Below are 26,882 nucleotides of genomic sequence, written 5' to 3'. Positions count from 1 at the left end.
GAAATCGGGTCAATGCGTGCTCAGATAATCCTCGAGGACCGGCCCCACCACGGCCAGGACCTCGGGTTCGATCATCTGGTTGTGCTCGCACTCGATCTTCACTTCCCGGATGCCTCCGGTGACGGAACTCCGCCACTCCTCGGGTGAATGCTGGTCCGTCGACGCCGATCCGGCGGCGGTGAAGAACAGCAGATCCCCGTCGAACACCTGCGGACGGAAGTTGTTCATGATCCGCGAGGAGTTCGTGAATCCGGCGCTGATCCGCTCGAGGTGCTGCGGCGTCAGTCCCGTCTTCTGCCCGAATGCGTCGTCCAGCAACTCGACCGCGCGCTCGTAGGTGAGTTCCTCTCCGGAGACGGACTCGAGGTCCAGTCCGAGCCCGTGGAGCAACTCGGACACGGTGAGACTCTCCGGGCCCTGGTCGGTCCCGTTCGTCACGTAGCTGTCCATGACGGCCAGCGTGTCGACCGCCTCGCCTTCCCGCCGCAGTTCGACGGCCATCGCGTGGGCGATGACGCCGCCGAGCGACCAGCCCAGCAGGTGGTAGGGCCCGTGCGCCTGGACCTTGCGCATCTCCAGCACGTACTGGTGCGCCAGCTGCTCGATCGACTCGAAGCTCGGGCCGCCGCTGATGATCGGCAACTGCAGGCCGAACGCCGGCCGGTCCTGCGAGAGGTGCTGCAGGAGTCCCGCATAACCCCACGACAGGCCGATGCCGGGATGGATGCAGAACAGGGGCGGCTTCTCCCCTGTCGGCCGCAGCGGGATGACCACACCGAGCGCCTCGTCCACCGGCGACCCGGCCGCGTTCTCGGTGTCGACCCGCAGTGCCAGGCCCGCGGGTGTCGGGTCCAGGAACATCGACTGCAACGGGATCTGCCGTCCGAGGCGTTCCTGCAGCACCGTGATCACCCGGGTGGCGACGATCGAGTTGCCGCCGAGGTCGAAGAAACTGTCGGCGGTGCCGACCCGGTCGACGCCCAGCACCTCGGCGAAGGCCTCGACGATGATCCTCTCGGTCGCCGTCGTCGGGGCCCGGAAGGCCGCGCCGGTGGTGCCGAACTCGGGCGCGGGCAGCGCCTTGCGGTCGAGTTTGCCGACCGGGGTCATCGGGATCTGATCGAGGACGACCACGGCCGACGGGACCATGTGCGCGGGCAGGCGGTCGGCGGCGTGGGTACGCAACTCCGCCGGCTCGAGATCGTGTCCCTCGGCCGCCCGCACGTACGACGCGAGGAGCGTGTCCCCGGACGGTCCGGTGTGTCCGATGGTGGCTGCGAACGCGACCGCGGGGTGGCGGGCGAGGACGGCGTCGATCTCACCGAGTTCGATGCGGAATCCGCGGACCTTCACCTGGAAGTCGGTGCGGCCGATGTACTCGATGGTGTGGTCGCCGCGCCAGCGCACCACGTCGCCGGTGCGGTACATCCGGCGACCGGGCTCTCCGAAGGGGCAGGCGACGAACCGCTCCGACGTCAGCGCCGACCGGTTGTGGTACCCGCGTGCCAGTCCGGGTCCGGTGATGTACAGCTCGCCGGGCACACCCACCGGGACGGGCTGCAGGCGTTCGTCGAGGACCAGCGAACCGAATCCCAGCGCGGGTGCGCCGATGTTCACGACCCCACCCGGACGCATCGGGGCGCTGACGCTCGCCTGGATGGTGGTCTCCGTGGGCCCGTACCCGTTGTGCATGTTGCGGTGCTTGCCCCAGATCTCCACCAGTTCCGGCGGGCAGGCCTCACCGGCCACCGCGAGGACGCGGAGCGATTCGAGTCCCACGTCCTCGATGGACGACAGCGCGGTGGGTGTGATGAACGCGTGCGTCACCGCGTTGCGCCGGAACAGGTCCGCCAGTTCCGTGCCACCGAAGACGGTGGGCGGCACGATCACGACCCGGGCCGACGCCCCGAACGCCATCATCAGCTCGAAGATCGACGCGTCGAAGCTCGGGGACGCCAGATGCGAGACCCGCGAGTCGTGCGTGACCTGGAACCGTTCGTGTTCCTCCGCGGTGAGGTTGGCCATGCCGCGGTGAGTGACGATGACGCCCTTCGGTTTACCGGTCGATCCCGACGTGTAGATCAGGTACGCCGGATTGGCCAGATGGAGGGGGCGCGGGCGGTCGGCGTCGGTGACCGGCGCCGAGGAGACGGCCGCGACCTGCTCGGCGAACGACTCGTCGTCGAGCACCAGCCACTGCACGGCGTCCGGCAGATTGTCGCGACGATCGGCGACGGTCAGGCCGACGGACGCGCGGCAGTCGGTCAGCATGTAGTCGATGCGGTCCCGCGGGTAGGTCGGGTCGACGGGCACGAACGCCGCACCCGACTTCGCGACCGACCAGATCGACACCACTTCCTCGATCGATCGCGGCATACCGATCGCCACGAACGTCTCCGGCCCGACGCCTTGGGCGCACAGCACCCGCGCCAGCCGGTTGGACCATTCGTCGAGTTCGCGGTAGGTGACCTGCCGGTCCTCGAAGGACAACGCGATCGAATCGGGGTCGAGTGCCGCGGCGGCCGTCAGCAGGTCGGGCCACACCTCGGGGCGCACGTCGGGCTTGCCGCGCGCCGGGACCATCTCCTCGATCTCCGCGTCGTCGAGCAGCGGGAGGGTGCCGATCGGCCGGTCCGGGTCGGCGGTGACGGCCGCGAGGATCCGGACGAAGCGGTCCGCGATCGAGCGTGCCGTGGCGGGGTCGAAGAGGGAGACTGCGAAGTCGAGTCCGCCGGCGACACCCGCGGGCGCGCCGTCCTGATCGAACCGCTCGGCCAGGATCACCTCGAGATCCTCTTTCACCACCTTGGTTTCGAGGTCCACGTTCTCGACCCGCAGGCCCGGCAGTTCCAGTGTCGGGTTCTCGTTGTTCTGGAATTCGAGGGCCACCTGGAACAGCGGTGAGTACGACGTGGACCGGGTCGGGTTGAGTTCCTCGACGAGCCGCTCGAACGGCAGGTCCGAGTGCTGGAACGCGGCCAGGTCGGTTTCCCGGATCCGTTGCACCAGTTCGGTGAACGTCGACGCCGGGTCGATCCGGTTCCGCAGGACCAGCGTGTTGACGAACATGCCGACCATGTCGTCCAGGGCGGCTTCACCGCGCCCGGCGACGGGGGTGCCGATGACGACGTCGTCGGTGCTGCCGAGCCGCGCGAGCAGCACGGCCAGCGCGGCGTGGACCGCCATGAACATGGTGGCGTTGTTGGCCCGGGCCAGTGCCGTCAGCCGCTGATGGATGTCGGCGTCGATCGCGAACTCGACCCGATCGCCCTCGAACGTCTGCTGGATCGGGCGCGGTCGGTCGGTCGGCAACTGGATGACATCCGGCACGCCGGCCAGCGTCTCCGACCAGAACCGCAACTGCTGGTTGATCATCGACTCGGGATCGTTCTCCGAGCCGAGTCCGGCGTGCTGCCACAGCGTGTAGTCGGCGTACTGGACGTGCAGCGGATCCCACTGCGGGCCGTCGCCGCCGAGCCGTGACGAGTACGCCACCATGACGTCGCGGGCGAGCGGCGCCAGGGAGAAGCCGTCCGCGCTGATGTGGTGCACCACGATCGTCAGCACGTGATGGTCGGGCGCAATCCGGAACAGCGCCGCCCGGACCGGCACGTCGGTGCTGACGTCGAACCCCCGGGACACCAGATCCATGATGTGCCGCGGCAGGTCGTCCGCCGCCACCGCGACGGTGTCGACCTCCGGTTGCGCACCGGCGGCGGGCAGGATCCGCTGGGTCGGTTCGCTGTCGACCGTCGGGAAGACGGTGCGCAGCGTCTCGTGACGTTCGAGGACGTCGGCCATCGCCAGCCGCAGGGCGTCCTCGTCCAGGGCCCCGGTCAGCCGGACGGCCAACGGAATGTTGTAGGCCGGTGAGGACGTGTCGAACTGGTTGAGGAACCACATCCGCTTCTGCGCCAGCGACAGCGGAATCCGGTCGGGCCGTTCGACCGGCGCGAGCGCGGGACGGGCGCCGCCGCTCACGCTGTCGGCGACACGTGCGGCCAGGGACCGGACGTCGGGCGCCTCGAACAAGGCGCGCACACCGATGTCGGTGTCGAGGGCGTCCCGCAACCGTGCCGTGACCCGGGTGGCGACCAGCGAGTTTCCACCGAGATCGAAGAAGTTGTCGTCGATGCCGATCCGTTCGATACCGAGGACGTCGGCGAAGATGTCCACGATCGTGCGTTCGAGATCGTTGGTCGGCGGCTGGAACTCGGTGGTGGTGACGTGGAACTCGGGCGCGGGCAGCGCCGATCGGTCCAGTTTGCCCACCGGGGTCAAGGGGATCTCGTCCAGGAACATGACGCTCGTCGGCACCATGTGCGCGGGGAGCCGGGTCGACAGGTGCGCGGTCAGCTCGGCCGGGTCGATGCCGCCGGCCGTGTTGGGCAGCAGGTAGGTCACCAGCACCGTGTCACCGGACGGGCCGGGAACACCGAGGGTCGCGGCGAAGCTGACCCCGGGGAACGTGGCGATCTCGTTGTCGATCTCGCCGAGTTCGATGCGGAATCCGCGGATCTTCACCTGGAAGTCGCTGCGGCCCACGTACTCGACGGTGTGGTCGGCACGCCACCGGACGATGTCGCCGGTGCGGTACATCCGCTCCCCCGCCTCCCCGAACGGGTTGGCGACGAACCGCTGGCTGCTCAGTTCCGGGCGGCGGTGGTAGCCGCGGGCGAGACCCGCACCGGTGATGTACAGCTCGCCGGGCACCCCGACGGGCACCGGCTGGAGACGTGAATCCAGCACGAGCTCACCGACTCCGCGGATCGGGCCGCCGAGAGTGATGGGTTCGCCCACCGTCATCGGGTCGCTGATGTTGGCCATCACCGTGGTCTCGGTGGGGCCATATGCGTTGGACAGCTGCCGGCCGGGCGCCCAGCGGGTCACCAGTTCCGGCGGGCACGCCTCACCGCCGAACACGACGTGCTGGAACTCGTCGAGCCCCTCCGGGTCGACCGTGGACAGCGCCGCGGTGGTGACGAAGGCGTGGGTGACGTGTTCGGACCTGATCAGTTCGGCCAGTTCCGCTCCGCCGTACACCGTCGGCGGTGCGATCACCATCGTGGCGCCGACCCCGAACGCCTGCAGGTACTCGAACACCGACCCGTCGAAGCTGGGCGTCGAGAAGTGCAGTGTGCGGGACGTCTGCGCGGCGGCGAAACGCTGCCGCTGGTCCTCGGCGAAGTTGTCGAGGCCCTCGTGGGTGACCACGACGCCCTTCGGCTTGCCCGTCGAACCGGAGGTGTAGACGATGTAGGCGGCGTTGTCGAGGCTTATCGGCGACCGTCGATCCGAATCGGCCACCGGCAGAGCAGGTTTCGACTGGCAGGCCTTCTCGAACTTGGGCGAGTCGAGCTGCAGCCACGGCACCGAGTCGGGCAGCGCCTTCTCGTACGCGGCCATGGTCAGTCCGATGGTGGCACCCGAATCGGTGAGCATGTGCTCGATGCGGTCCATCGGGTAGTTCGGGTCGACGGGGACGAATGCGGCGCCCGTCTTGGCCACCGCCCACACGGCGAGGACCGACTCGATCGACCGGGGAATGCCGAGCGCCACGAACGTCTCCGGGCCGGCGCCGCGGGAGATGAGGACCCGGGCGAGCTGGTTGGAGCGTTCGTTGAGTTCCCGGTAGGAGACGTTGCGGCCCTCGAACGTCAGCGCCGTGCGGTTCGGATCCAACGCGGCGGCGTCCTCGAAGATCTGCGGCAGCGTCCGGACGGAGAACCCCGGGCGGCCGCGTACCGGCGCGAACTCGGCGAGTTCGGCCTCGGTGAGCAGTTGCATGTGGGCCAGCGGAATCTGGGGCCGGTCGGCGAGGGCGTCGAGCACCCGCTGCAGCCGGTCCGCGATCTCGTCGACCGCGCTCTCCTCGAACACCTCGGGGAGGTACTCGAACTTGAAGTTCAGCCGCGCGTCCCCGGAGGCGACGACGGCGAGCGGGTAGTGCGCGGAGTCCTTGCCGTCGATGCCGGTGACGAACATCCCGGCGATGTCGGTCTGTTCCGTCAGCCCCGCCTCGTCCACCGGGTACGACTCGAACACGGTCAGCGTGTCGAAGGCACCGCCGCCGCCGACCGCCGACTGGATGTCGGTCAGGCCCAGGTAATGATGATCGAGCAGCGCGGCCTGCTCGCTCTGCACACGTTCGAGCAGCTCACCCAGCGACTCCCACGGGTCGAGGGTCACCCGCACCGGCAGGGTGTTGATGAACAGACCCACCATCGATTCGATGCCCGCGATCTGCGGCGGCCGGCCCGAGACCGTCCCGCCGAACACTACGTCGGAGCGGCCGATCAAGCCGCCCAGCACGATTCCCCACGCCGTCTGGACGACGGTGTTGAGGGTGAGCCCGCGTTCCCGGCTCAAGTCCCGCAACCGGGTGGTCTGCTCCTCCGACAGTGTGAAGGCCGTTTCCTCCGCGACAACGGAGTGCGCCTCACCCCGCTCCAGCGGGGCCAGGAGGGTCGGCTCCTCGACCCCGTCGAGCGCGGTGCGCCAGGCGTCGAGGGAGTCCGTGGTGTCGTGGCGCTTCATCCACGACAGGTAGTCACGGTAGGAATGGACCCGCGGCAGCAGGCTGCCGTCGGCGTCCAACGCGTACAGGGTCAGCAGGTCGCGGATGACCAGCGGAGTCGACCAGCCGTCGAGCAGGATGTGGTGGTTGGTCAGGATCAGCCGGTAGTCGTCCTCGGTGAGCCGGACGAGGGCGAGGCGCAGCAACGGCGCGTTCGCCATGTCGAACTTCACCGACCGGTCCCGTGCCACGATCCGGTCGTATTCGCGGGTGGTCTCGTCGGGGTCGAGTGCCGAGAGGTCGAACTCCGACCACGGCAGTTCCACGTGCTGCTGGATGATCTGGGCGGAGGCCCCCGCACTGTCGTGGACGAACGCGGCCCGCAGGTTGGGGTGCCGGTCCAGCAGGGCCTGCCCGGCCCGGCGGATCCGGTCCGGGTCGACGTCGCCGCGCAGTTTCAGCGCCAGCTGCACCAGGTACGGGTCGACCGTGGCGTCCGAGAACTGGGCGTGGAACAGCAGCCCGGACTGCAGCGGTGACAGCGACCAGATGTCCGACAGCGCCGGGAACCTGGTCTCGAGCCGGTCGATCGCGTCCTGGTCGAGGGTGACCAGATCGAGGTCGGACGGGGTCACGCCGCCCGCGTCGGGTCGCGCGACGTGGGTGGTCAGCGCGGTCAGGGCCTGCACCCACAGGTCGGCGAGCGTGCGGACCTCGGACGGGGTGAGGACACCGGTCGCGAACGCCCACGTGGCCCGCAGCCGGTTGCCGTCGGCCCCGGTGCCGGTGACGGCGTTGATGTCGAGCGCCGACGCCACCGGGATGTCGGAGGCCGGAATGTCGTCGAGCTTCGTGTCCGTCACCGGAACCCAGGCGTGACCGTGGATGTCGGTGGACGTCGCGCCGCCCAGCCGGCCCAGGTAGTTGAACGTGACCTGCGGCTTCGCCAGCGCCCGCAGCTGATCGGCGCTCTCCGGGTCCAAGTAGCGGAGCATGCCGTAGCCGATGCCGTGGTCCGGGATCGCGAGCAGCTGTTCCTTGATCGCCTTGATCGCGGACCCGGCGGCCTTGCCACCGGCGAACGCGTCGTCCAGGTCGATGCCCGACAGGTCGAGGCGCACCGGGAACATCGCCGTGAACCAGCCGACGGTGCGGCCCAGATCGGCGCCCGGCAGCACCTGGTCCTCGCGGCCGTGACCTTCGAGACTGACCAGCGACTCCCGGGTGAAGTCGCCGTGGGTGCGCCGCCACTGGGCCAGTGCCAGCGCCAGCGCGGTGAGCAGTCCGTCGTTGACGCCGCCGTGGTACGCCTCGGGGACACGGGTCAGCAGTGCGTCCGTGACGTCGGCGGGCACCTCCACCGTGACCTTCTCGACTGTCCCTGCCACGTCGATCGCGGCGTCGAGTGGACGCGATCCGATCAGCGGGTCGTCGGCTTCGAGCACCCGGCGCCACAGTTCGATCTCGTCGGCGCGGTCGCGTGTCGCCTCGACGAGTCCGTGCGACCAGCGTCGCATCGACGTGCCGACCGGCTCGAGGACCGGTTCCTGACCCGAGGAGACCTGCGCCCACGCGGTTGCCAGGTCGGGGACGAGGATCCGCCACGACACGCCGTCGACCACCAGGTGGTGGGCGACGACCAGCAGCCGCCCGCCCTCGTCGCCGGCGTCGAACCACACCATCTGCAGCATCACGCCGGCCTCGGGGTCCAGTCGTCCTGCCGCGGCATCGAGTTCCCGGGTCGCGGTCTCCGCGAACCCGGAACCGACGACCGACGCGACCTCGACCCGGTGCAGCACGTCGTCGACGTCGACCGCGCCCACGGCCTGCACCTCGATCCGCCACTGCGGCTCGGCACCGAGGAGACGCGCCCGCAGCATGTCGTGGTGATCCACGACGGCCGCGATCGTGCGCTTCAGCAGTGTCTCGTCGGCCGCGGCGGGCAGGGAGAGCAGCGCGGTCTGGGTGTAGCGGCGGAAGTCGCCACCCCGTTCGAGCAGCCACGCGGTAATCGGGGTGATCGGCATCTCGCCGATCCCGCCACCGGGCAGTTCGTCGAGCACCACCACGTCGGCGGCGCCCGCCCAGGAGGCGGCCTCGGCGAGCGCGGCAACGGTCTTGGCCTCGAACACGTCCCGCGGGGTGAGGACCACGCCCGCCGCCTTCGCGCGGGCCACCAACTGGATCGACATGATGCTGTCGCCGCCGAGCGCGAAGAACGAATCGTCCACACCCACCGATTCCAGACCGAGCACCTCGGCGAACAGACCGGCGAGGACGGTTTCCATCTCCGTGGCCGGGGCGCGGCCCGTCGACACCCGGGCCCCGAAGTCGGGTTCCGGCAGCGCGCGGCGGTCGAGTTTGCCGTTGCTCGTCAACGGCAGCGCGTCCAGCACCACGAGGGTGGCGGGCACCATGTACGAGGTGAGCTGGGTGCCGACGAATTCGAGCGCCGAGGACACCTCGACGGTGGCGCCGGATTCCGGAACCACGTAGCCGATCAGCCGGTGACCGCCGTGCCCGTCGTCGCGGGTGAGGACGACGGCCTGGGCGATGCCGCGGTACCGGAGCAGCGCGGATTCGATCTCGCCGAGTTCGATGCGGAAACCGCGGATCTTCACCTGGAAGTCGCTGCGGCCCAGGTACTCGAGCTGGCCGTCGGTGTTCCAGCGCGCCAGGTCACCCGTGCGGTACATCCGCGCCCCGGGACGGAGCGGGTCGGCCACGAACCGGGTCGAACTGAGCCCGGCCCGGCCGAGGTAACCGCGGGTCACCTGGTCACCCGAGACGTACATCTCCCCGATGGTGCCCGGGGGAACCGGGTGCAGGCGCCGGTCGAGGACGTGTACGTGCAGCCCGGCGATTCCGCGGCCGATGACGCTGGCCGACGCCGACTCGGCGAACTCGCGGTCGAGCGCCAGATAGCTGACGTGGACCGTCGTCTCGGTGATGCCGTACATGTTCACCAGGGTCGGGGCGGAGTCGTCGTGCCGGGAGTACCAGCGGCCGAGCTGTCCGAGGTCGAGAGCCTCACCACCGAAGATCACGTACCGCAGCGCCAGTGCCGCGGCGTTCACGTCGATCTCCGAGACGATGCGGTCGGTCTCGGCGAGCTGATAGAACGCGGTCGGGGTCTGGTTGAGGACGGTGACCTGCTCGTTCCGCAGGAGTTCGTGGAACATTTCCGGCGACCGCGCCGTGTAGTAGTCGACGACGACGAGTCGGCCGCCGTAGAGCAGCGGACCCCACAGCTCCCACACGGAGAAGTCGAACGCGTACGAGTGGAACATCGTCCACACGTCGTTCTCGTCGAACCCGTAGAGCGGCTGTGTGTTCGCGAACAACGTCAGCACGTTGCGGTGCGAGACGACCACGCCCTTGGGGCGGCCGGTCGACCCGGAGGTGTAGATGACGTACGCCACCGACGAGGAGTCGAGCGGTGTCACCCGGTCGGCGTCGGTGATCGTCGCGGGCGACTGATGCACGAGGTCCGCGGTGGTCTCGGGGTCGTCGAGCAGGATCGCCGGGGTCTCCGAGTCGGGCAGGGCGGAGACGTCTCCCGTGGTGGTGATGACACAGTTCGGTGCGGCGTCCTCGAACACGAACGCCAGCCGGTCCGCCGGGTAGGTGATGTCGACGGGCAGGTAGCCGCCGCCGGTCTTGATCACCGCAAGCAGAGCGATGATCAGATCGCAGGTGCGTGGGAGTGCCACGGCCACCAGCATTTCCGGCCCCACTCCCTGGGCGATGAGCAGGCGGGCCAGCCGGTTCGACCGGGCGTCGAGCTCGGCGTAGGTCAGTGCCACGTCCTCCGACGTCACGGCTGTGGCGCCGGGGAACCGGGCCACGCTCTGCGCGAAGCGGTCTGCGAGGGTGTCGGTGCCCGCGTCGAGTCCGGCGGTGTTCCATTCGGTCGCCATCGCCGACCGCTCGGCGGCGTCGGTGATCACGATGTCACCGACCGGGGCGTGCGGGTCGGAGGTGACGGCGCCGAGGATGCGCAGGAACCGGTCGGCGAACGTGCGGACGGTGCCGGCGTCGAACAGATCGGTGGCGAAGATGAACGACGCGGCGATACCCGACGCCACCCCGTCCGCGTCGAATCCTTCCTCGACGCTGAGCTGCAGGTCGAACTTGGCGACCTCCAGATCGAAATCGACGGCGGCCGCGGTCAGTTCTGGGAGCTCGAGCCGCGGTGTCTCGTTGTTCCGGAACTCGAGCAGCGCCTGGAACAGCGGCGAGTGCGCGGTGGAGCGCTCCGGCGCGAGGACGTCGACGAGCCGCTCGAACGGCAGGTCCGAATGGTGGAACGCGGCGAGGTCGGTGGCCCGCACCTGATCCATCAGGGCACCGAAACCCTCCGCCGGGTCGACGGCGCTCCGCAGCACCAGGGTGTTGACGAACATGCCGACCATGTCGTCGAGTGCCGCGTCACCACGGCCCGCGATGGGTGTGCCGACCGCGATGTCCTCGGTGGACGACAGCGCGGACAGCAGCACCGACAGGGCCGCGTGGACGGCCATGAACATGGTGGAGTTGTGCTTGCGCGCCAACGCCGCCAGCGCCCGGTGCACGTCCGCCGGAATCGTGAAGTCGACCTGCGCGCCGCGGAACGACTGCTGGACCGGTCGCGCCCGGTCGGTCGGCAGCTGCAGGAGTTCGGGCAGGTCGGCCAGCTGATCCGTCCAGTACCGGAGTTGCTGGGAGATCAGCGATTCGGCGTCGCTCTCGTCGCCCAGCAATTGGAGCTGCCACAGCGTGTAGTCGGCGTACTGCACCGACAGCGGGTTCCACTGCGGCGCGCTCCCCGCGATGCGGGCCGCGTACGCGGTCATGACGTCCCGGGCGAGCGGGGTGAGCGAGAACCCGTCGGCGCAGATGTGGTGCACCACGATCACGAGCACGTGATCGTCGGGGGCGAGTGCGAACAGCGCCGACCGCATCGGCACGTCGGCCGTCACGTCGAAGCCGGCGGTCGCGAGACCGGCGATGTGCCCCCGGAGTTCGTGCTCGGACACCTCGACGATCTCGAGGTTCGGCGTCCACTGACCGGGTGAGAGCACCACCTGGGTCGGTTCGCCGTCGTGGGACGGGAACACGGTCCGCAACGATTCGTGGCGGACGAAGACGTCCGTCACCGCTGCACGCAGCGACTCCACGTCCAGGTGACCGGTCAGCCGCACCGCCAGGGGGATGTTGTAGGCCGCCGACGACGTGTCGAACTGGTTGAGGAACCACATCCTCTTCTGCGCCAGCGACACCGGCACGTGCGCGGGCCGCGGCACCGGGCCGAGCGGGATCCGGACGTGGGCGCCGTCCTGCGCGGGTGCGAATGCCGTCGACTCGATGAGGCGGGCCAGCTGATGGATCGTCGGTGCCTCGAACAGGGTGCGGACGCCGATGTCGGTGTCCAGTTCCGCGGTCAGGCGTGCGGCGACACGGGTTGCGATCAGCGAGTTTCCGCCGATGTCGAAGAAGTTGTCGTCGATGCCGACTCGTTCGATTCCCAGGACCGTCGTGATGACGTCGGCGATCGTGTGTTCGAGGACCGTCGACGGTGGCCGGAAGTCGTCCGACGTGGGCAGGAACTGCGGTTCGGGCAGCCCGGCCCGATCGAGCTTGCCGACCGGGGTCAGCGGGATCTCGTCGAGGATCATGATGCTCGACGGCACCATGTGCGCGGGCAGCAGGTTCGCCGTCCACTCCTTCAGTTCCGGCGGTTCGAGTGCCGACCCGGTCTCCGGCAGCACGTAGGACACGAGCACGGTGTCGCCGGCGGGGCCGGGGCGCCCGAGTGTGACGGCGAACGACACGGACGGATGCGCGGCGAGTGCGCTGTCGATGTCGCCGAGCTCGATGCGGAAGCCGCGGATCTTCACCTGGAAGTCGGTGCGGCCCAGGTATTCGACCGTGTGATCGGACCGCCACCGCGCGAGGTCGCCGGTGCGGTACATCCGGTCGCCCGGTCCGCCGTAGGGGTTGGCGACGAACCGCTCGCTGGTCAGCCCGGCGCGTGCATGGTAGCCGCGGGCCAGGCCCTCACCGGAGATGTAGAGCTCGCCGGCGACGCCGACGGAGACCGGTTGCAGCCGCGAGTCGAGAATCACCTCGGAGACGCCGCGGACGGGGGCACCGATGGTGACCGTCTCCCCCACCTGCAGGTGGTCGCTGAGGTTGCTCATGATCGTGGTCTCGGTGGGACCGTAGCCGTTGTACATGGTGCGGCCCGGTGCCCAGCGGGTCACCAGTTCCGGAGGAACCGCCTCACCGCCGGCGACCACGTTCTGGAACACCTCGAGCCCCTCGGGGTCCACGGAGGCCAGCGCCGCGGGGGTGACGAACCCGTGGGTGACGCTCTCGGTGCGGATCAGCTCCGCGAGTTCCTCGCCGCCGTACACGGACGGCGGCACGATCACCATGGTCGCGCCGACGGCGAACGACAGGAGGTATTCGAGGACGGAAGCGTCGAAGCTCGGTGAGGAGAAGTGCAACGCCCGCGACGTCGAATCCGTCGCGTAGCGGGTCCGCTGCTCCTCGGCGAAGTTGTCGAGACCGCGGTGGCTGACCACCACGCCCTTCGGTTTGCCGGTGGAACCGGACGTGTAGATGACGTACGCGGGGTGTGCGAAGCGCAGGGGCGCGACGCGGTCGTCGTCGGTCACGGTGTCGGTGGACATCGCCAGAATGGCGGCGTCGGTGTCGGGGTCGTCGAGGGTCAGCCAGCTGACCGTGTCCGGGAGCCGGCCGTGGTCGGCGTCCAGGCGGAGACCGAACGTGCACCCGGAATCCGTGACCATGTGCTCGACCCGCTCGCGCGGGTAGGTCGGATCGACCGGAACGAACGCCGCGCCGGTCTTGGTGATCGACCAGACCGCGAGGACCGATTCGATGGACCGTGAGATACCCAGGGCCACGATGTCTTCCGGTCCGACGCCGCGGTCGATGAGCAGGCGCGCGAGCTGGTTGGACCGTTCGTCGAGTTCCCGGTAGGACATCCGGCGGTCGCCGAACACGAGGGCGGTGGCGTCGCCCGAGGTCGCGGCCGTGTCGGTGAACATCTGCGGCAGTGTGCGCACGGAGCGGCCGGGCACGCCGCGGGCCGGAACCAGTTCGGCTTCCTCTGCCTCGGTGAGCAGGCGCAGCTGCGCGAGCTTCATCCCGGGGTGCTCGGCGAGCGCGATCAGTGCCCGGATGATCCGGTCGCCGATCCGCTCGACGTCGGCCCGGTCGAACAGTTCCTCGACGTACTCGAGCTTCAGCTGCAGATTCTCGTGCGCCGAGGCGATCAGCGCGAGCGGGTAGTGGGCGGCGTTCGCGCTGTCGTGCACGTCGAGGACGTGCATGCCGGCGATGTCGGTCTGATCGGTCAGCCCCTCCCGGTCGACGGGATACGACTCGAACACCGTCAGCGTGTCGAAACCGGTACCGGGACCGGCCACCGACTGGATGTCCGTCAATCCGACGTAATGGTGGTCCAGCAGCGCGGCTTGCTCGCCCTGAATGCGTTCGAGCAACTCCCCCAGCGTTTCCCGCGGATCGAGAACCACCCGCACCGGCAGGGTGTTGATGAACAGACCCACCATCGACTCGATTCCGGCGATCTGCGGAGGTCGACCCGACACCGTCCCACCGAAGACCACATCGGAGCGGCCGACCAAGCCGCCCAGCACGATTCCCCACGCGGTGCGGATCAGGGTGCTGAGGGTCAGACCGTGCTCGCGTGCGAGCACACTCAGCTGATCGGTGCGGTCGACGTCGAGTTCGACGAGCAGTTGACCGGACTGCGTGTCGCTCTGCACCGACGCGTCGGCCGGGGCGAGCAGCGTCGGCTCCTCCACCCCGGCGAGGGCACGCTGCCACACACCGAGCGAGTCCTCGGTGCTGCGGTGCGACATCCAGGCGAGGTAGTCGCGGTACGGGTGCACCCGCGGCAGCGCCGTGGCGTCACCTTCCGTGGCGTACAGGGTCAGGAGGTCGCGGATCAGGAGCGGCATCGACCAGCCGTCGAGCAGGATGTGGTGATTGGTGACGATCAGGCGCTGCTCGTCCCCACCGATCTGGATCAGCATGAACCGCAACAGCGGCGGGGTGGCCATGTCGAACCCGCGGCGCCGGTCGGCGTCGAGGAGTCGCACGATCTCGGCTTCGCGGCTCTCCGCGTCGAGACCGGACAGGTCGATCTCGGTCCAGGGCAGTTCCGCATACCCGTGGATCGCCTGGACGGGGGTGCCGCCCTCGTCGTAGACGAACGACGCCCGCAGGTTCGCGTGCCGGTCGAGCAGGGCCTGCCCGGCCACCCGCATGCGGGACGGCACGGCACCGCGCAGTTCGAGTGTCACCTGCACGGTGTACGAGTCGATCGTCTGATCGGCCAGCAGTGCGTGGAAGAGCAGTCCGGACTGCAGCGGCGACAGCGACCAGATGTCGGACAGCGCCGGGAAGCGCGATTCGATGCGATCGATGGCGTCCTGGTCGAGGCTCACCAGTTCGAGGTCGGACGGGGTCACGCCGCCGGCGTCGGGGCGGGCCGCGTACGTCGTGAGCGCGGTGAGCGCCCGGACCCACAGTTCGGCGAGTTCCCGGACCTCGGCGACGGTCAGGACACCGGCCGCGTACGCCCAGGTGGCGCGCAGCTGAGGCCGGTCGTCCACCTCGGTGGTGACCGCGTTGACGTCGATGGCCGAGGTGACCGGGGTGTCGAGGTCCTGCGCGCGGTCCATGTCGACTTCACCGGTCGGCGTCCAGCCGGCGCGGGTGGCCGCCTCGGACAGGTCGGCGGCGAAGCGTCCCAGGTAGTTGAAACTGATCTGCGGCAGCGAGCGGGCCGCGAGCAGCGGTCCGGTGTCGGCGTTGAGGTACCGCAGCATGCCGTAACCCATGCCGTGGTCCGGGATCGCGAGCAGCTGCTCCTTGATCGCCTTGATCGCGGACCCGGCGGCCTTGCCACCGGCGAACGCGTCGTCGAGGTCGATGCCCGACAGGTCGAGACGCACCGGGAACATCGCCGTGAACCAGCCGACGGTGCGGCCCAGATCAGCGCCCGGCACGACCTGGTCTTCACGGCCGTGCCCCTCGAGGCTCACCAGGGTGCCCTCGACGGACCTGCCGTGCAGGGTGTGGCCGCGGGAGCGCCGCCACTGGGTGACCGCCATCGCCAACGCGGTGAGCAGTCCGTCGTTCACGCTGCCGTGGATCGCCTCCGGTAGAGCCGTGAGGACGGCCTCGCTGACCTCGGCGGGCAGCTGGACCGTGACGCGGCCGACGGTCGCGTTGACGTCGATGTCGGGGTCGAGCGGACGGCTGCCGACGAGCGGGTCCTCGCAGTCGAGGATGCGCTGCCACAGGTCCAGTTCGCCTGCCCGGTTCGCCGCCTCGTCGACCAGTCCGTGCGCCCACCGGCGCATGGACGTGCCGACCTGTTCGAGGACCGGTTCCTGGCCTGCCGAGATCTGCGCCCACGCGGTCGCGAGGTCGGGGACGAGGATGCGCCACGACACACCGTCGACCACGAGGTGATGCGCGACGACGAGCAGGCGACCGCCGGATTCCCCGGCGTCGAACCACACCACCTGCACCATGACGCCGGCCGCGGGATCGAGGCGGTCCAGCGCGGCGTCGAGTTCCGCGATCACGGTCGCCGCGAACGCCCGGGTTCCCGGGGCCGTGGACACGGCGACCCGGCGGATCAGGTCCTGCGCGTCGACCGCACCGACCGGGCGGACGGCGAGGTGCGAGTCCTCGGCGGAGACGATCAGCTGCGCGCGCAGCATGTCGTGCCGGTCGAGGACGGCCTGGAACGTGGCGATCAGAGGTTCGAGTTCGCGGAGGTTCGGCGGTGCGGTCAGCAGCGCGGACTGCGACATCCGGTTGAACTCGCCGCCCCGTTCGAGCAGCCACTTCGTGATCGGGGTGGTCGGCATGTCGCCGACTCCGCCACCGGGCAGCTCGTCGAGCACGACGATGTCAGCGGCGCCCACCCACGACGCCACCGCGGCGAGACCGGCAACGGTCTTGGCCTCGAACACGTCCCGCGGGGTCAGCACCACACCCGCCGCCTTCGCGCGGGCCACCAACTGGATCGACATGATGCTGTCGCCGCCGAGGGCGAAGAACGAGTCCTCGACACCGGCGGTTTCCAGACCGAGGACCTCGGCGAACAGTCCGGCGAGCACCTCTTCCATCTCCGACACCGGCGCGCGGCCGGTCGATACCCGGGCCCCGAAGTCCGGCTCGGGCAGCGCGCGGCGGTCCAGCTTGCCCGCGGGAGTGAGCGGCAACTCGTCGAGGACGATCAGTGCGGACGGCACCATGTACGGGGCGAGGAATCCGCCGACGAAATCGAGGACCGCCTCCGGGTCGAGTTCCGCGCCCGCCGTGGGGACGAGGTACCCGACGAGCCGGTTGGCGCCGGTGCTGCCCATGTGCGCGGACACCACCGAACGGGCGACTCCCGGGTAGCGGGTGAGGGCGGTCTCGATCTCGCCGAGCTCGATGCGGAAACCGCGTATCTTCACCTGGAAGTCGCTGCGGCCCAGGTACTCGAGCTGACCGTCACCGTTCCAGCGCGCCAGGTCTCCGGTCCGGTACATGCGGGCGCCGAGGCCCCCGTACGGGTTGGCGACGAAACGCTCCGCCGTCGTGCCCACCCGGTCCTTGTAGCCGCGGGCCAGACCGGAACCGGTGACATACAGCTCGCCGGTCACCCCGTTGGGCACCGGGTGCAGGCGTGAATCGAGCACCATCTCCCCGGTTCCCATCGGCGGACGGCCGATGGTGACGCCCTCACCGGGAAGCATCGGTCCCGTCACGCTCGACACGACCGTCGCCTCGGTGGGGCCGTAGGCGTTGAACATCCGCCTGCCCCCGGTCACCCACTGCGCCACCAGCTCCGGCGGGCAGACGTCGCCGCCGGTGGCGACGCACTCGAGCTGGTCGAGGCCCGCGGGGTCCACCGACGCCATGGCGGCGGGGGTGATGAACGCGTGCGTGACCCGGCCCTCCCGGAGCACGTCGGCGAGTTCGGTGCCGCCGATGACGGACGCCGGAGCGATCACCATGGTCGCGCCGGAGCCGACCGCCAGCAGCAGTTCCAGGATCGACGCGTCGAAGCTCGGCGACGAGAAGTGCAGCGTGCGCGACCGCGGGGTGACCCCGAAGCGGACGCGTTCATCGGTCGCGAAGTTCGCCAGGCCGCGGTGGGTGACGACGACACCCTTCGGGGTGCCGGTGGACCCGGACGTGTAGATCAGGTATGCCGGGTTCTCCAGCGCGAGCGGGTGTGTCCGGTCGGCGTCCGTGACGACCGCGGCGGAGTGCGCACTCACCTCGTCGTCGAATCCGGGTGCGTCGACCACGACGTAGGACGTGCAGTCCGGCAGCGTGGGACGGAACTCGGCGACGGTGAGCGCGAGCGCCGCACCGGAGTCGCTGAGCATGTGGACGATCCGGTCGGTCGGGTAGTTCGGGTCGACCGGGACGAACGCGGCACCGGTCTTGGCGACCGCCCACAGTGACAGGACCGACTCCGGCGACCGCGCCAGCGCCAGCGCGACCACCGATTCGGGGCCGATGCCGCGCCCGATCAGCAAGCGGGCGAGACGGTTCGACTGCTCGTCGAGTTCGCGGTACGTCACCTCGCTGCCCTCGTAGGACAGCGCGGCCGCCTTGGGATCCACGGAGGCCGCGGCCGCGAGCAGTTCGGGCAGGGTCCGCGGTTCGGCGTCGGGCCCGTCCATCACCGGGGTGAGCGCCGCACGTTCGGACGCCACCATCAGGTCGATGTCACCGACAGCCATGCCCGGCTCGGACGTCACCGCGTCGAAGATCCGCTGCAGGTAGTCGGCGAAACCGGCGATCGTGGACGCGTCGAACAGGCTCGACGCGTACGTGAAGGCCGCGGAGATCCCGGCGGGCTCTCCCGACACCCCGAATTCCTCGGTGAGGGTGAGTTGCAGGTCGAAGTTGGAGATGTCGGTGGCCAGGTCGAGGCCGGTGACGGTCAACCCGGGCAGCTCCAGCCGCGGCCGCTCGTTGTTGCGGAACTCGAGCACCACCTGGAACAGCGGCGAATGCGACGTCGCGCGTTCGGGCGAGATCGCATCGACCAGTCGCTCGAACGGCAGATCGGCGTGGTGGAAGGCGCTCAGGTCGGTGTCGCGGACCGTGGACAGCAGGTCGGTGAACGTGTCGGCCGGTTCGACCGGGGTGCGCAGCACCAGGGTGTTGACGAACATGCCGACCATGTCGTCCAGGGCGGCGTCACCACGACCGGCGATGGGGGTACCCACCGACACGTCGTCCGTGTCGCCCAGCCGGGCCAGCAGCACGGCCAGCGCCGCGTGGACGGCCATGAACACACTCGAATTGTGTTCGCGGGCAGTCGTGATCAATCGGCCGTGCACCTGTGGGTCGATGCTGAACGAGTGGATGCCGCCGCGCATCGACTGCTGCGTGGGGCGGGGGTGGTCCGTCGGCAGCGCGAGCAGTTCCGGAAGCCCGGCGAGCGTGTGCGTCCAGTAGTCGAGCTGGGCGGCCAGCAGGCTGTCGGGGTCGTCGGCGTTGCCGAGTACCCGGTGCTGCCAGAGTGCGAAGTCGGCGTACTGCACCGGCAGCGGCGTCCAGTCCGGTGCCTGTCCCCCGGTGCGGGCCACATAGGCGGTCATCACGTCCCGGGCGAGCGGGGCCATGGAGAAGCCGTCGGCGCTGATGTGGTGGACGACGATGACGAGAACGTGCTCGCCGGGATCGGTCCGGAACAGGGCGGCGCGCACCGGCACCGACACCGTGACGTCGAAACCGGCGCCCGCCAGTCGCGAGATGTGCTCGGGCAGTTCGGCTTCCGTTGTCACTATCGGCGACAGATCGGGCACCACGTCCTCGGTCGGCAGGATCACCTGGACGGGTTCGCCCTCCACCATCGGGAACCGGGTGCGCAGCGACTCGTGCCGGTCCATCACGTCGGCGACGGCGTCCTGCATCGCGTCCTCGTCGAGGTCGCCCGTCAACCGCACCGCGAGCGCGATGTTGTAGGCCGGGGAGTCGAGGTCGAACTGGTTGATGAACCACATGCGCTTCTGCGCCAGCGAGACCGGCAGTCGGTCGGGGCGCACCCCGGCCACCAGCGGCGGGCGTTCGGCGCCCTGCACGGCCTCGGATTCGATCCGGGTGGCGAGGGTCGCGACGGTCGGGGCGTCGAAGATCTCCCGGACCCCGATCCGGCTGCCCAGCGCGGCATTGACCCGCGCCACCAGCCGGGTGGCCACCAATGAGTTGCCGCCGAGGTCGAAGAAGCTGTCGTGCACGCCGATACGGGGAGCGTCGAGCAGATCCGCGAAGATCGACGCGAGGATCTCCTCGATCGGGTTGCGCGGGGTGACGAATTCGGCGGACGGGCTGAGGAATTCCGGTTCGGGCAGTGCGCCCCGGTCCAACTTGCCGGTGGCCCCGAGCGGGAACCGGTCGAGGACGATGATCCGGGTCGGCACCATGTAGGCGGGCAGCGCCTCCGCCGCCGCGTCGCGCACGACGGCGGTGTCGATGTCGGCGCCTGCCACGGGGATCACGTAGCCGACGAGGCTTTCGCCGGTGGCCTCGCTGCGATGCACGGTCACGACGGCCTGCGCCACCGACGGGTGCGCCAGCACCGCCGCCTCGACCTCGCCGAGTTCGATGCGCTGACCGCGGAGCTTGACCTGGAAGTCGCGGCGGCCGATGTATTCGATGTTGCCGTCGGCACGCCAGCGGACGACGTCGCCGGTGCGGTACATCCGCTGTCCCGGCGCGCCGAACGGGTTCGCCACGAACCGGTCCGACGTCAGATCGCTGCGCCCGACGTACCCGCGGGCCAGCTGGGTGCCGGCCAGGTACAGCTCGCCGTGCACCCCGACCGGCACCGGGTGCAGCCGGGAGTCGAGGACGTACACCTGCGTGTTCCACACGGGCGCGCCGATCGGGACCGAGGCCCGGTCGCCTTCCGTGCACTCCCAGTAGGTGACGTCGACGGCGGCCTCCGTCGGGCCGTACAGGTTGTGCAGCGCCGCGGAACCGAATTCCCGGAATGCGTCGGCGGTGGCGGGCGGGAGCGCCTCACCGCTGCAGAACACCTGACGCAGCGAACCGCAGAGTTCCGGTTCGGCGCCCGCCGTGAACACCGCCAGCATCGACGGCACGAAGTGCATGGTGGTGACCTGGTGGTCGGCGATGATGTGGGACAGGTACGTCGGGTCGCGGTGTCCGTCCGGCGCGGCGAGGACGAGTCGCGCACCGACCTCGAGCGGCCAGAACAGTTCCCACACGGACACGTCGAACGTGACGGGGGTCTTCTGCAGCACCACGTCCGTGTGGTCCATCCGGTACGTGTCCTGCATCCACAGCAACCGGTTCACGATCGCGCGGTGGCTGACGGCGACACCCTTGGGCCGGCCCGTCGATCCGGACGTGTAGATCACGTAGGCGGTCGAATCGGGGTGGATCGGACCGCCCCGCTCGGCGTCGGTGATCGGGGTGCTCGGCCGCCGGGACAGGTTCAGGGTGTCGATCTCGATCACGGACGCACCGGCCGCGCCGTCGACGCCCTCGCACCGGTCGCGGGAGGCGGTGAGAACGCATGCGGGTTCGGCACTCTCGATCACGTAGGCGATCCGCGACGCCGGGTGGTCGGGGTCGAGCGGAACGTATGCCGCCCCGGTCTTCTCCACCGCGTAGATCGCGATCATCAGCTCGAGCGAACGGCGCAGGGCGACGGCGACCCGGGATTCGGGTCCGACGCCGCGCGCGAGGAGTTCGCGGGCCAGCCGGTTGGCGCGGGCATCGAATTCCGCGTACAGCAGTTCCTCTTCGGCGAACACCACGGCGACGGCGTCCGGGGTCCGTGCCACCTGCGCCTCGAACAGGCTGACCAGGGTCGCCGAGTCCGGTACGGCGACGTCGGTGTCGATCCACTGCTCGAGCATCCGGTGGGTCTCGTCCGCGCCGATCAGGTCGATGTCGCCGACCTTCGCGTCCGAACCGGCGGTGATGGTCTCGAGCAGGGTGACGAAGCGTTCGGCCAGCGCCGTCATCGTCGGCGGGTCGAACAGTTCCGACGCGTACGAGAATTGGACGTCGATCGCACCCGGGGCGCCGGATTCCTCGGTGTGCTCGGTGAGGATGACCTGCAGGTCGAACTTGGCGGCACCGGTCTCGAGGGCCTCGACCTCCACGTCGAGGCCGGGCAGCTCGAGCCGCGTGTTCGCGAATCCCTGCAGCACCAGCATCACCTGGAACAGCGGTGAATGCGCCTCGGAGCGGGTCGGCTTCAGTTCGTCGACGAGCCGCTCGTACGGCAGATCGGTGTTGCTGAACGCCTCCAGATCCACGGAGCGGGTGTGCGAGAGGATCTCGGGGAAGCTGCGATCGGGGTCGACGGTGGTGCGCAGGACGACGGTGTTGACGAACATGCCGACGACGTCGTCGAGTTGCCGTTCGCCACGCCCGGAGACCGGGGATCCGATCGACACGTCGGACGACCCGCTCGACCGGGACAGCAGGACCGCGAGGGCGGCGTGCACCACCATGAACAGGCTGGCGTCGTTGGCGCCTGCGATCTCGAGCAGCGCGGCGTGGATGCGCGCCGGGATGGAGAAGTCGGCGGTGGCGCCGATCATCGACTGCCGGGCCGGGCGCGGCCGATCGGTCGGCAGATCCATGACCTCGGGGGCGCCGTCGAGGGTGCGGGCCCAGAACGCCAGCTGCCGGGCGAGGAGGCTCGTCGGATCGTCTGGGGAACCGAGCAGCTCGCGCTGCCACACCGCGAAGTCGGCGTACTGCACCTCGAGCGGCGCCCACTGCGGCGTGTCGCCTGCGGCACGGGCGTGGTAGGCGACCATCACGTCCCGGGTCAGCGGTGTCATCGACAGGCCGTCGGCGGCGATGTGATGCACCACGAAGACCAGCACGTGATCGTCGGTCGCGGTGCGGTAGAGCTCCGCCCGGATCGGCGGTTCGACGGTGACGTCGAACCCCGCTGCGGCGTCGGCGATCAGGCGGGATTCGAGCTCGTACTCGGCCACCTCGACCGCGTCGAGGGGCGGGCTCACCTCCGCGACCGGCAGAACCACCTGGATGGGACCGTTGGGGGTGTTCGGGAACACCGTCCGCAGCGACTCGTGCCGGGTGAGGACGTCACTCACCGCGGTCCGCAGCGCCTCCACGTCGAGCGTGCCGCGCAGCCGGATACCGACGGGAATGTTGTATGCGGGCGAGGCGGTGTCGAGCTGGTTGATGAACCACATCCGCTGCTGCGCCAGCGACACCTGCACCGGGCCGGACCCCGCCCGCGGAGCGAGCACGGGCCGGGCGGAGGTGCGGGGCCCGAGAGCGTCCACGCGGGCACTGAGCAACGCGACGCTGGGCGCCTCGAACAGATCGAGCACCCCGATCTCCGTGCTCAGCGCCGCGTTGACCCGGGACACCACGCGGGTCGCGACGAGGGAGTCGCCGCCCAGGTCGAAGAAGCTGTCGTCGACACCGATGCGCTCGACTCCCAGAAGCGCCGCGAACACCTCCGCGATCTGCATCTCGGTGGGTGTCACCGGCGCCCGGTAGACAGTGGAGGTGGCCTCGAACTGCGGCTCCGGCAACGCCTTCCGGTCGAGTTTGCCCGCCGGGGTCAGCGGGACCTCGCGGAGCACCATCACCCGGGCGGGCACCATGTGCGCGGGCAGCGCTGCTGCGGCGTGTTCGAGGATGTCACCGACGACGACGTCCGTCCCGTCCTCGGGGAGCACGTACGTCACCAGCACCGTGTCGCCGGACGGTGCGGTCCGTCCGACCGTGGTCGCGAACGCGACACTCGGGTGCGAGCGGACGACGGCGTCGATCTCGCCGAGTTCGATGCGGAAACCGCGGATCTTCACCTGGAAGTCGGTGCGGCCCAGGTATTCCAGCTGACCGGCGGCGTTCCACCGCGCCAGGTCGCCGGTGCGGTACATCCGCTCGCCCGGCGCACCGTGGGGGTCGGCGACGAACCGTTCGGCCGTCGGGATCGACCGATTGTGGTACCCACGTGCCACACCGTCGCCGGTGATGTACAGCTCGCCGGGGACCCCTCTCGGGACGGGGTGCAACCGCGAATCGAGCACCAGCAGACCGCAACCGCGGGACGGGCGGCCGATCGTCACCGGTTCACCGACCGTCAACGGTCCTGCCACGCTCGCGACGACGGTGGCCTCGGTCGGTCCGTATGCGTTGAACATGACCCGTCCCGGCGCCCACTGTGCCACCAGCGCAGGCGGACAGCTCTCGCCACCGGTGACGACGCACCGGAGGTGGTCGAGTCCGGTGGGATCGACGGATGCCAGCGCGGCCGGGGTGACGAACGCGTGCGTGACCCGTTCGCGGCGCAACAGGTCCGCGAGTTCGGTGCCGCCATACACCGTCGCCGGTGCCACCACCATCGTGGCGCCGGCACCCACGGCGAGAAGCAGTTCCAGGATGGACGCGTCGAAACTCGGTGAGGAGAAGTGCAGGGTGCGGGCCCCCACGGTCACGTCGAACCGCTGCCGCTCGTCTTCGGCGAAATTCGCCAGGCCGGCGTGGGTGACGACGACGCCCTTGGGTGTGCCGGTGGAGCCGGACGTGTAGATCAGGTAGGCCGGATCCGCGGTCCGCAACGGGCGGAGACGATCGGCGTCGGTGACCGCGCCGGCCGCGTGCTTCGGCAGGTCCCGGGCGAACGACGCGTCGTCCATCACGAGCCACGGCGTGGTCTCGGGCAGCGACGACCGGTGCGCCGCCACGGTGAGACCGACGACCGCACCGGAATCGGTGAGCATGTGCTCGATGCGGTCGGCCGGATAGTTCGGGTCGACCGGGACGAACGCGGCCCCGGACTTCGCGACTGCCCAGGTGGCCAGCACCGACTCGATCGACCGCGCGATCGCCAGCGCCACAACAGAACCCGGCCCCACTCCGTGGCCGATCAGCATGCGGGCGAGACGATCCGACTGATCGTCGAGTTCGGGGTAGGTCAGCGTGCGTCCCTGGTAGACGAGGGCGTCCCCGTCGCCGCCCGCCTCCGCGGCGCGCGCGAGCAGCGCGGGAAGCGTGCGGGGCTCCACCGAGGGCTCGTCACGGACCGGCGCGAGTTCCGCGTACTCGACCTGTTCGAGGAGGTCGATGTCCCCGACCGGTGCGGCGGGGTCCGCCGTCACCGCCTGCAGGATGCGGACGAAGCGCGCGGCGAGCGCCTCCGCGCTGTCACGGTCCCACACGTCCGTGGCGAACCGCAGGCGGCCGTTGATGCCGCCCGTCTCGGATTCGGTGAGGGAGAACACCAGATCCAGTCCCAGGGCCCGATGTTCGCGCTGGATCGGGCTGACCGTCACGTCCCCGGACGTGTCGTGCGGCTGCCCGCCGTCGGTGAATTCGAGCATCACCTGGAACAGCGGCGAGTGCGACGGATCGGATTCGGCCCCGAGGGCGGCAACGAGATCGTCGAAGGGCAGCGCCGCATGCGAAAACGCGGCCCGGTCGGCGTCCCGGACACGGCTCAGGTGGTCGACGAACGACGATGCGACATCCACCTGCGACCGCAGAACGGTCTTGTTGAAGAATGCTCCGGCTTCCGGGTCGTCGGAATCGGACGCCTCGCGCCCGACGATCGGCGTTCCGATCACGACGTCGTCGGTGTCGCCCAGCCGGCCCAGCAGGACCGCGAGCGCGGCGTGCAGCGTGGTGAAGATCCCGGTGCCCGCCTCCTCTGCCAGCTGCGCCGCGCGGCGCTGCACGTCGCCGTCGACGGCGAACCCGACGACCTCGCCCGCCCCGAGCCGCTCGGTCGGGCGGGGCCGGTCCAGCGGCAGTGCCGTCACCTCCGGCAGGCCCACCAACTCCCGCTTCCAGAACGCGAGCTGGGCCTCCCGCTCGAGGAACCGCGCGCCGAGGCGTGCGCTCTCGGCGTGGATGTCGGCGGTCCGCGTCTGCGGCTCGGCCGTGACGAACTCCTCGACCAGCTCCACGAACCTGCGGTGGTGTGCGCGCAACTCCTCCGAGCCGTACCGGTTGGGGTTGCCGCGGAAATCGAGGAGCGTCTGGCCGTCACCGCTCTGATAGATGTTGACCAGCAGGTCGTCCACCGGGCCCGACGTCACGATGTGGTACTCGCCCGTGACCGTGCCCAGCGTGAACGCCTGATGGAACAGCATGACGTTCACCATCGGACCGGCGAGGCCCTCCGCGGTGCCGGCGAGTCCGGCATCGCGGCGGATGTCCTCGAGACTGCACCGCTGATGGCGCAGCGCACCCATCAGCTCGAGCTGCGTCCGCTGCACGAGCTCGGCCACCGTGTCCTCCGGGCGGACGGTGATCCGCAGCGGGGCGACGTTGACGAGCATGCCACCGGACCGCTGCAAGGGCGCCGTGGTGCGCGCCGACACCGGCAGGTTGATGAGCACGTCCCGCTTGCCCGTCATACGGGACAGGTAACAGGCGAACCCGGCGAGCAGGACGGCCGCCGACGTGGCGCCGACCCGCTGATCCGACTCTCCGAGGAAACCCAGTGCGGTTTCGGAGATCTTCGCGCTCTCGAGCCGGCTCTTCGCCGCCGCGGGCGCATCGTGGGTGGCGAGTGTCGAACCGTGCTCGATGCCGACAATGCGTTCGGCCCAGTACAACCGGTCGTTCTCGAATCGGCTCGACGCCCGGTACTTCTGGTCCAACTCGTAGAGGTCGCGCAGATCCAGCGCACGGTTCGGTTCCGGTTCGGTGCCCTCGACCGCCGCGGTGTACAGTGCCGCGATCCGGTTCACCATGGTCATACCGCTGTACCCGTCGAGCGCGACATGGTGAATCCTGGTGTACCACAAGTAGTGCTGATCGCCGACCTGCAGGACGGTCATCTCGACGAGTCGGTCCCGGGTGAGCCGCAGCGGCGTCGCGTAATCCTCGTCGATCCACACCTGCGCGGCGGCCATCGGGTCCGACTCGCCCCGGAAGTCGAGGAAGCCGATCGACGGGTCGATGCTGAAATCGACCGCCTGGTAGGGCTCCCCGTCGACGTCCAGCAGTCGCAGGAACGGCGACTGGAACTCCTGACCGGCCCGCACCGCAGCATCGCTCAACAGGTCCAGGTCGATCTCGCCCCGCAACTCGATGTACTGGGCGATGAACTTGGGAACCGTCGGGCTCAGTTGCTGGGCAAACCACATGCTCCGTTGCACCGAGGAGAGCGGGAAGGCCCCTTCGGGAACGTTCACATCTTCGGCGCCGTTATTCGGCTGCGGCGAATTCACACTCGTCATCGCGTTCCCCCAGCGGGTAGAAGACCTTGGATGCGCAAGTCCTGCGCGTGAGACGGACCAACCGACGCCGGTCTCCCACGCTGTAC

The 26,882-nt window shown here is 69.6% G+C and carries 1 protein-coding gene; it reads right to left on the bottom strand.

The window, feature by feature from the left end; translation table 11 throughout:
• Positions 1–9: 9 nt before the first annotated feature.
• Positions 10–26,796, bottom strand: a complete 26,787-nt coding sequence (locus tag HGB39_RS25945; protein ID WP_064080455.1) for a non-ribosomal peptide synthetase — start codon at positions 26,794–26,796, stop codon at positions 10–12.
• Positions 26,797–26,882: the final 86 nt, after the last annotated feature.

It is taken from the genome of Rhodococcus opacus (assembly GCF_012396235.1).
GTDB lineage: Bacteria > Actinomycetota > Actinomycetes > Mycobacteriales > Mycobacteriaceae > Rhodococcus_F > Rhodococcus_F opacus.
This window is presented reverse-complemented; position numbering and strand designations above follow the sequence as displayed.

Bases quoted from the DNA above. Each gene is read 5' to 3' on its own strand.
- HGB39_RS25945 (WP_064080455.1), bottom strand. From the start codon at position 26,796: ATGACGAGTGTGAATTCGCCGCAGCCGAATAACGGCGCCGAAGATGTG.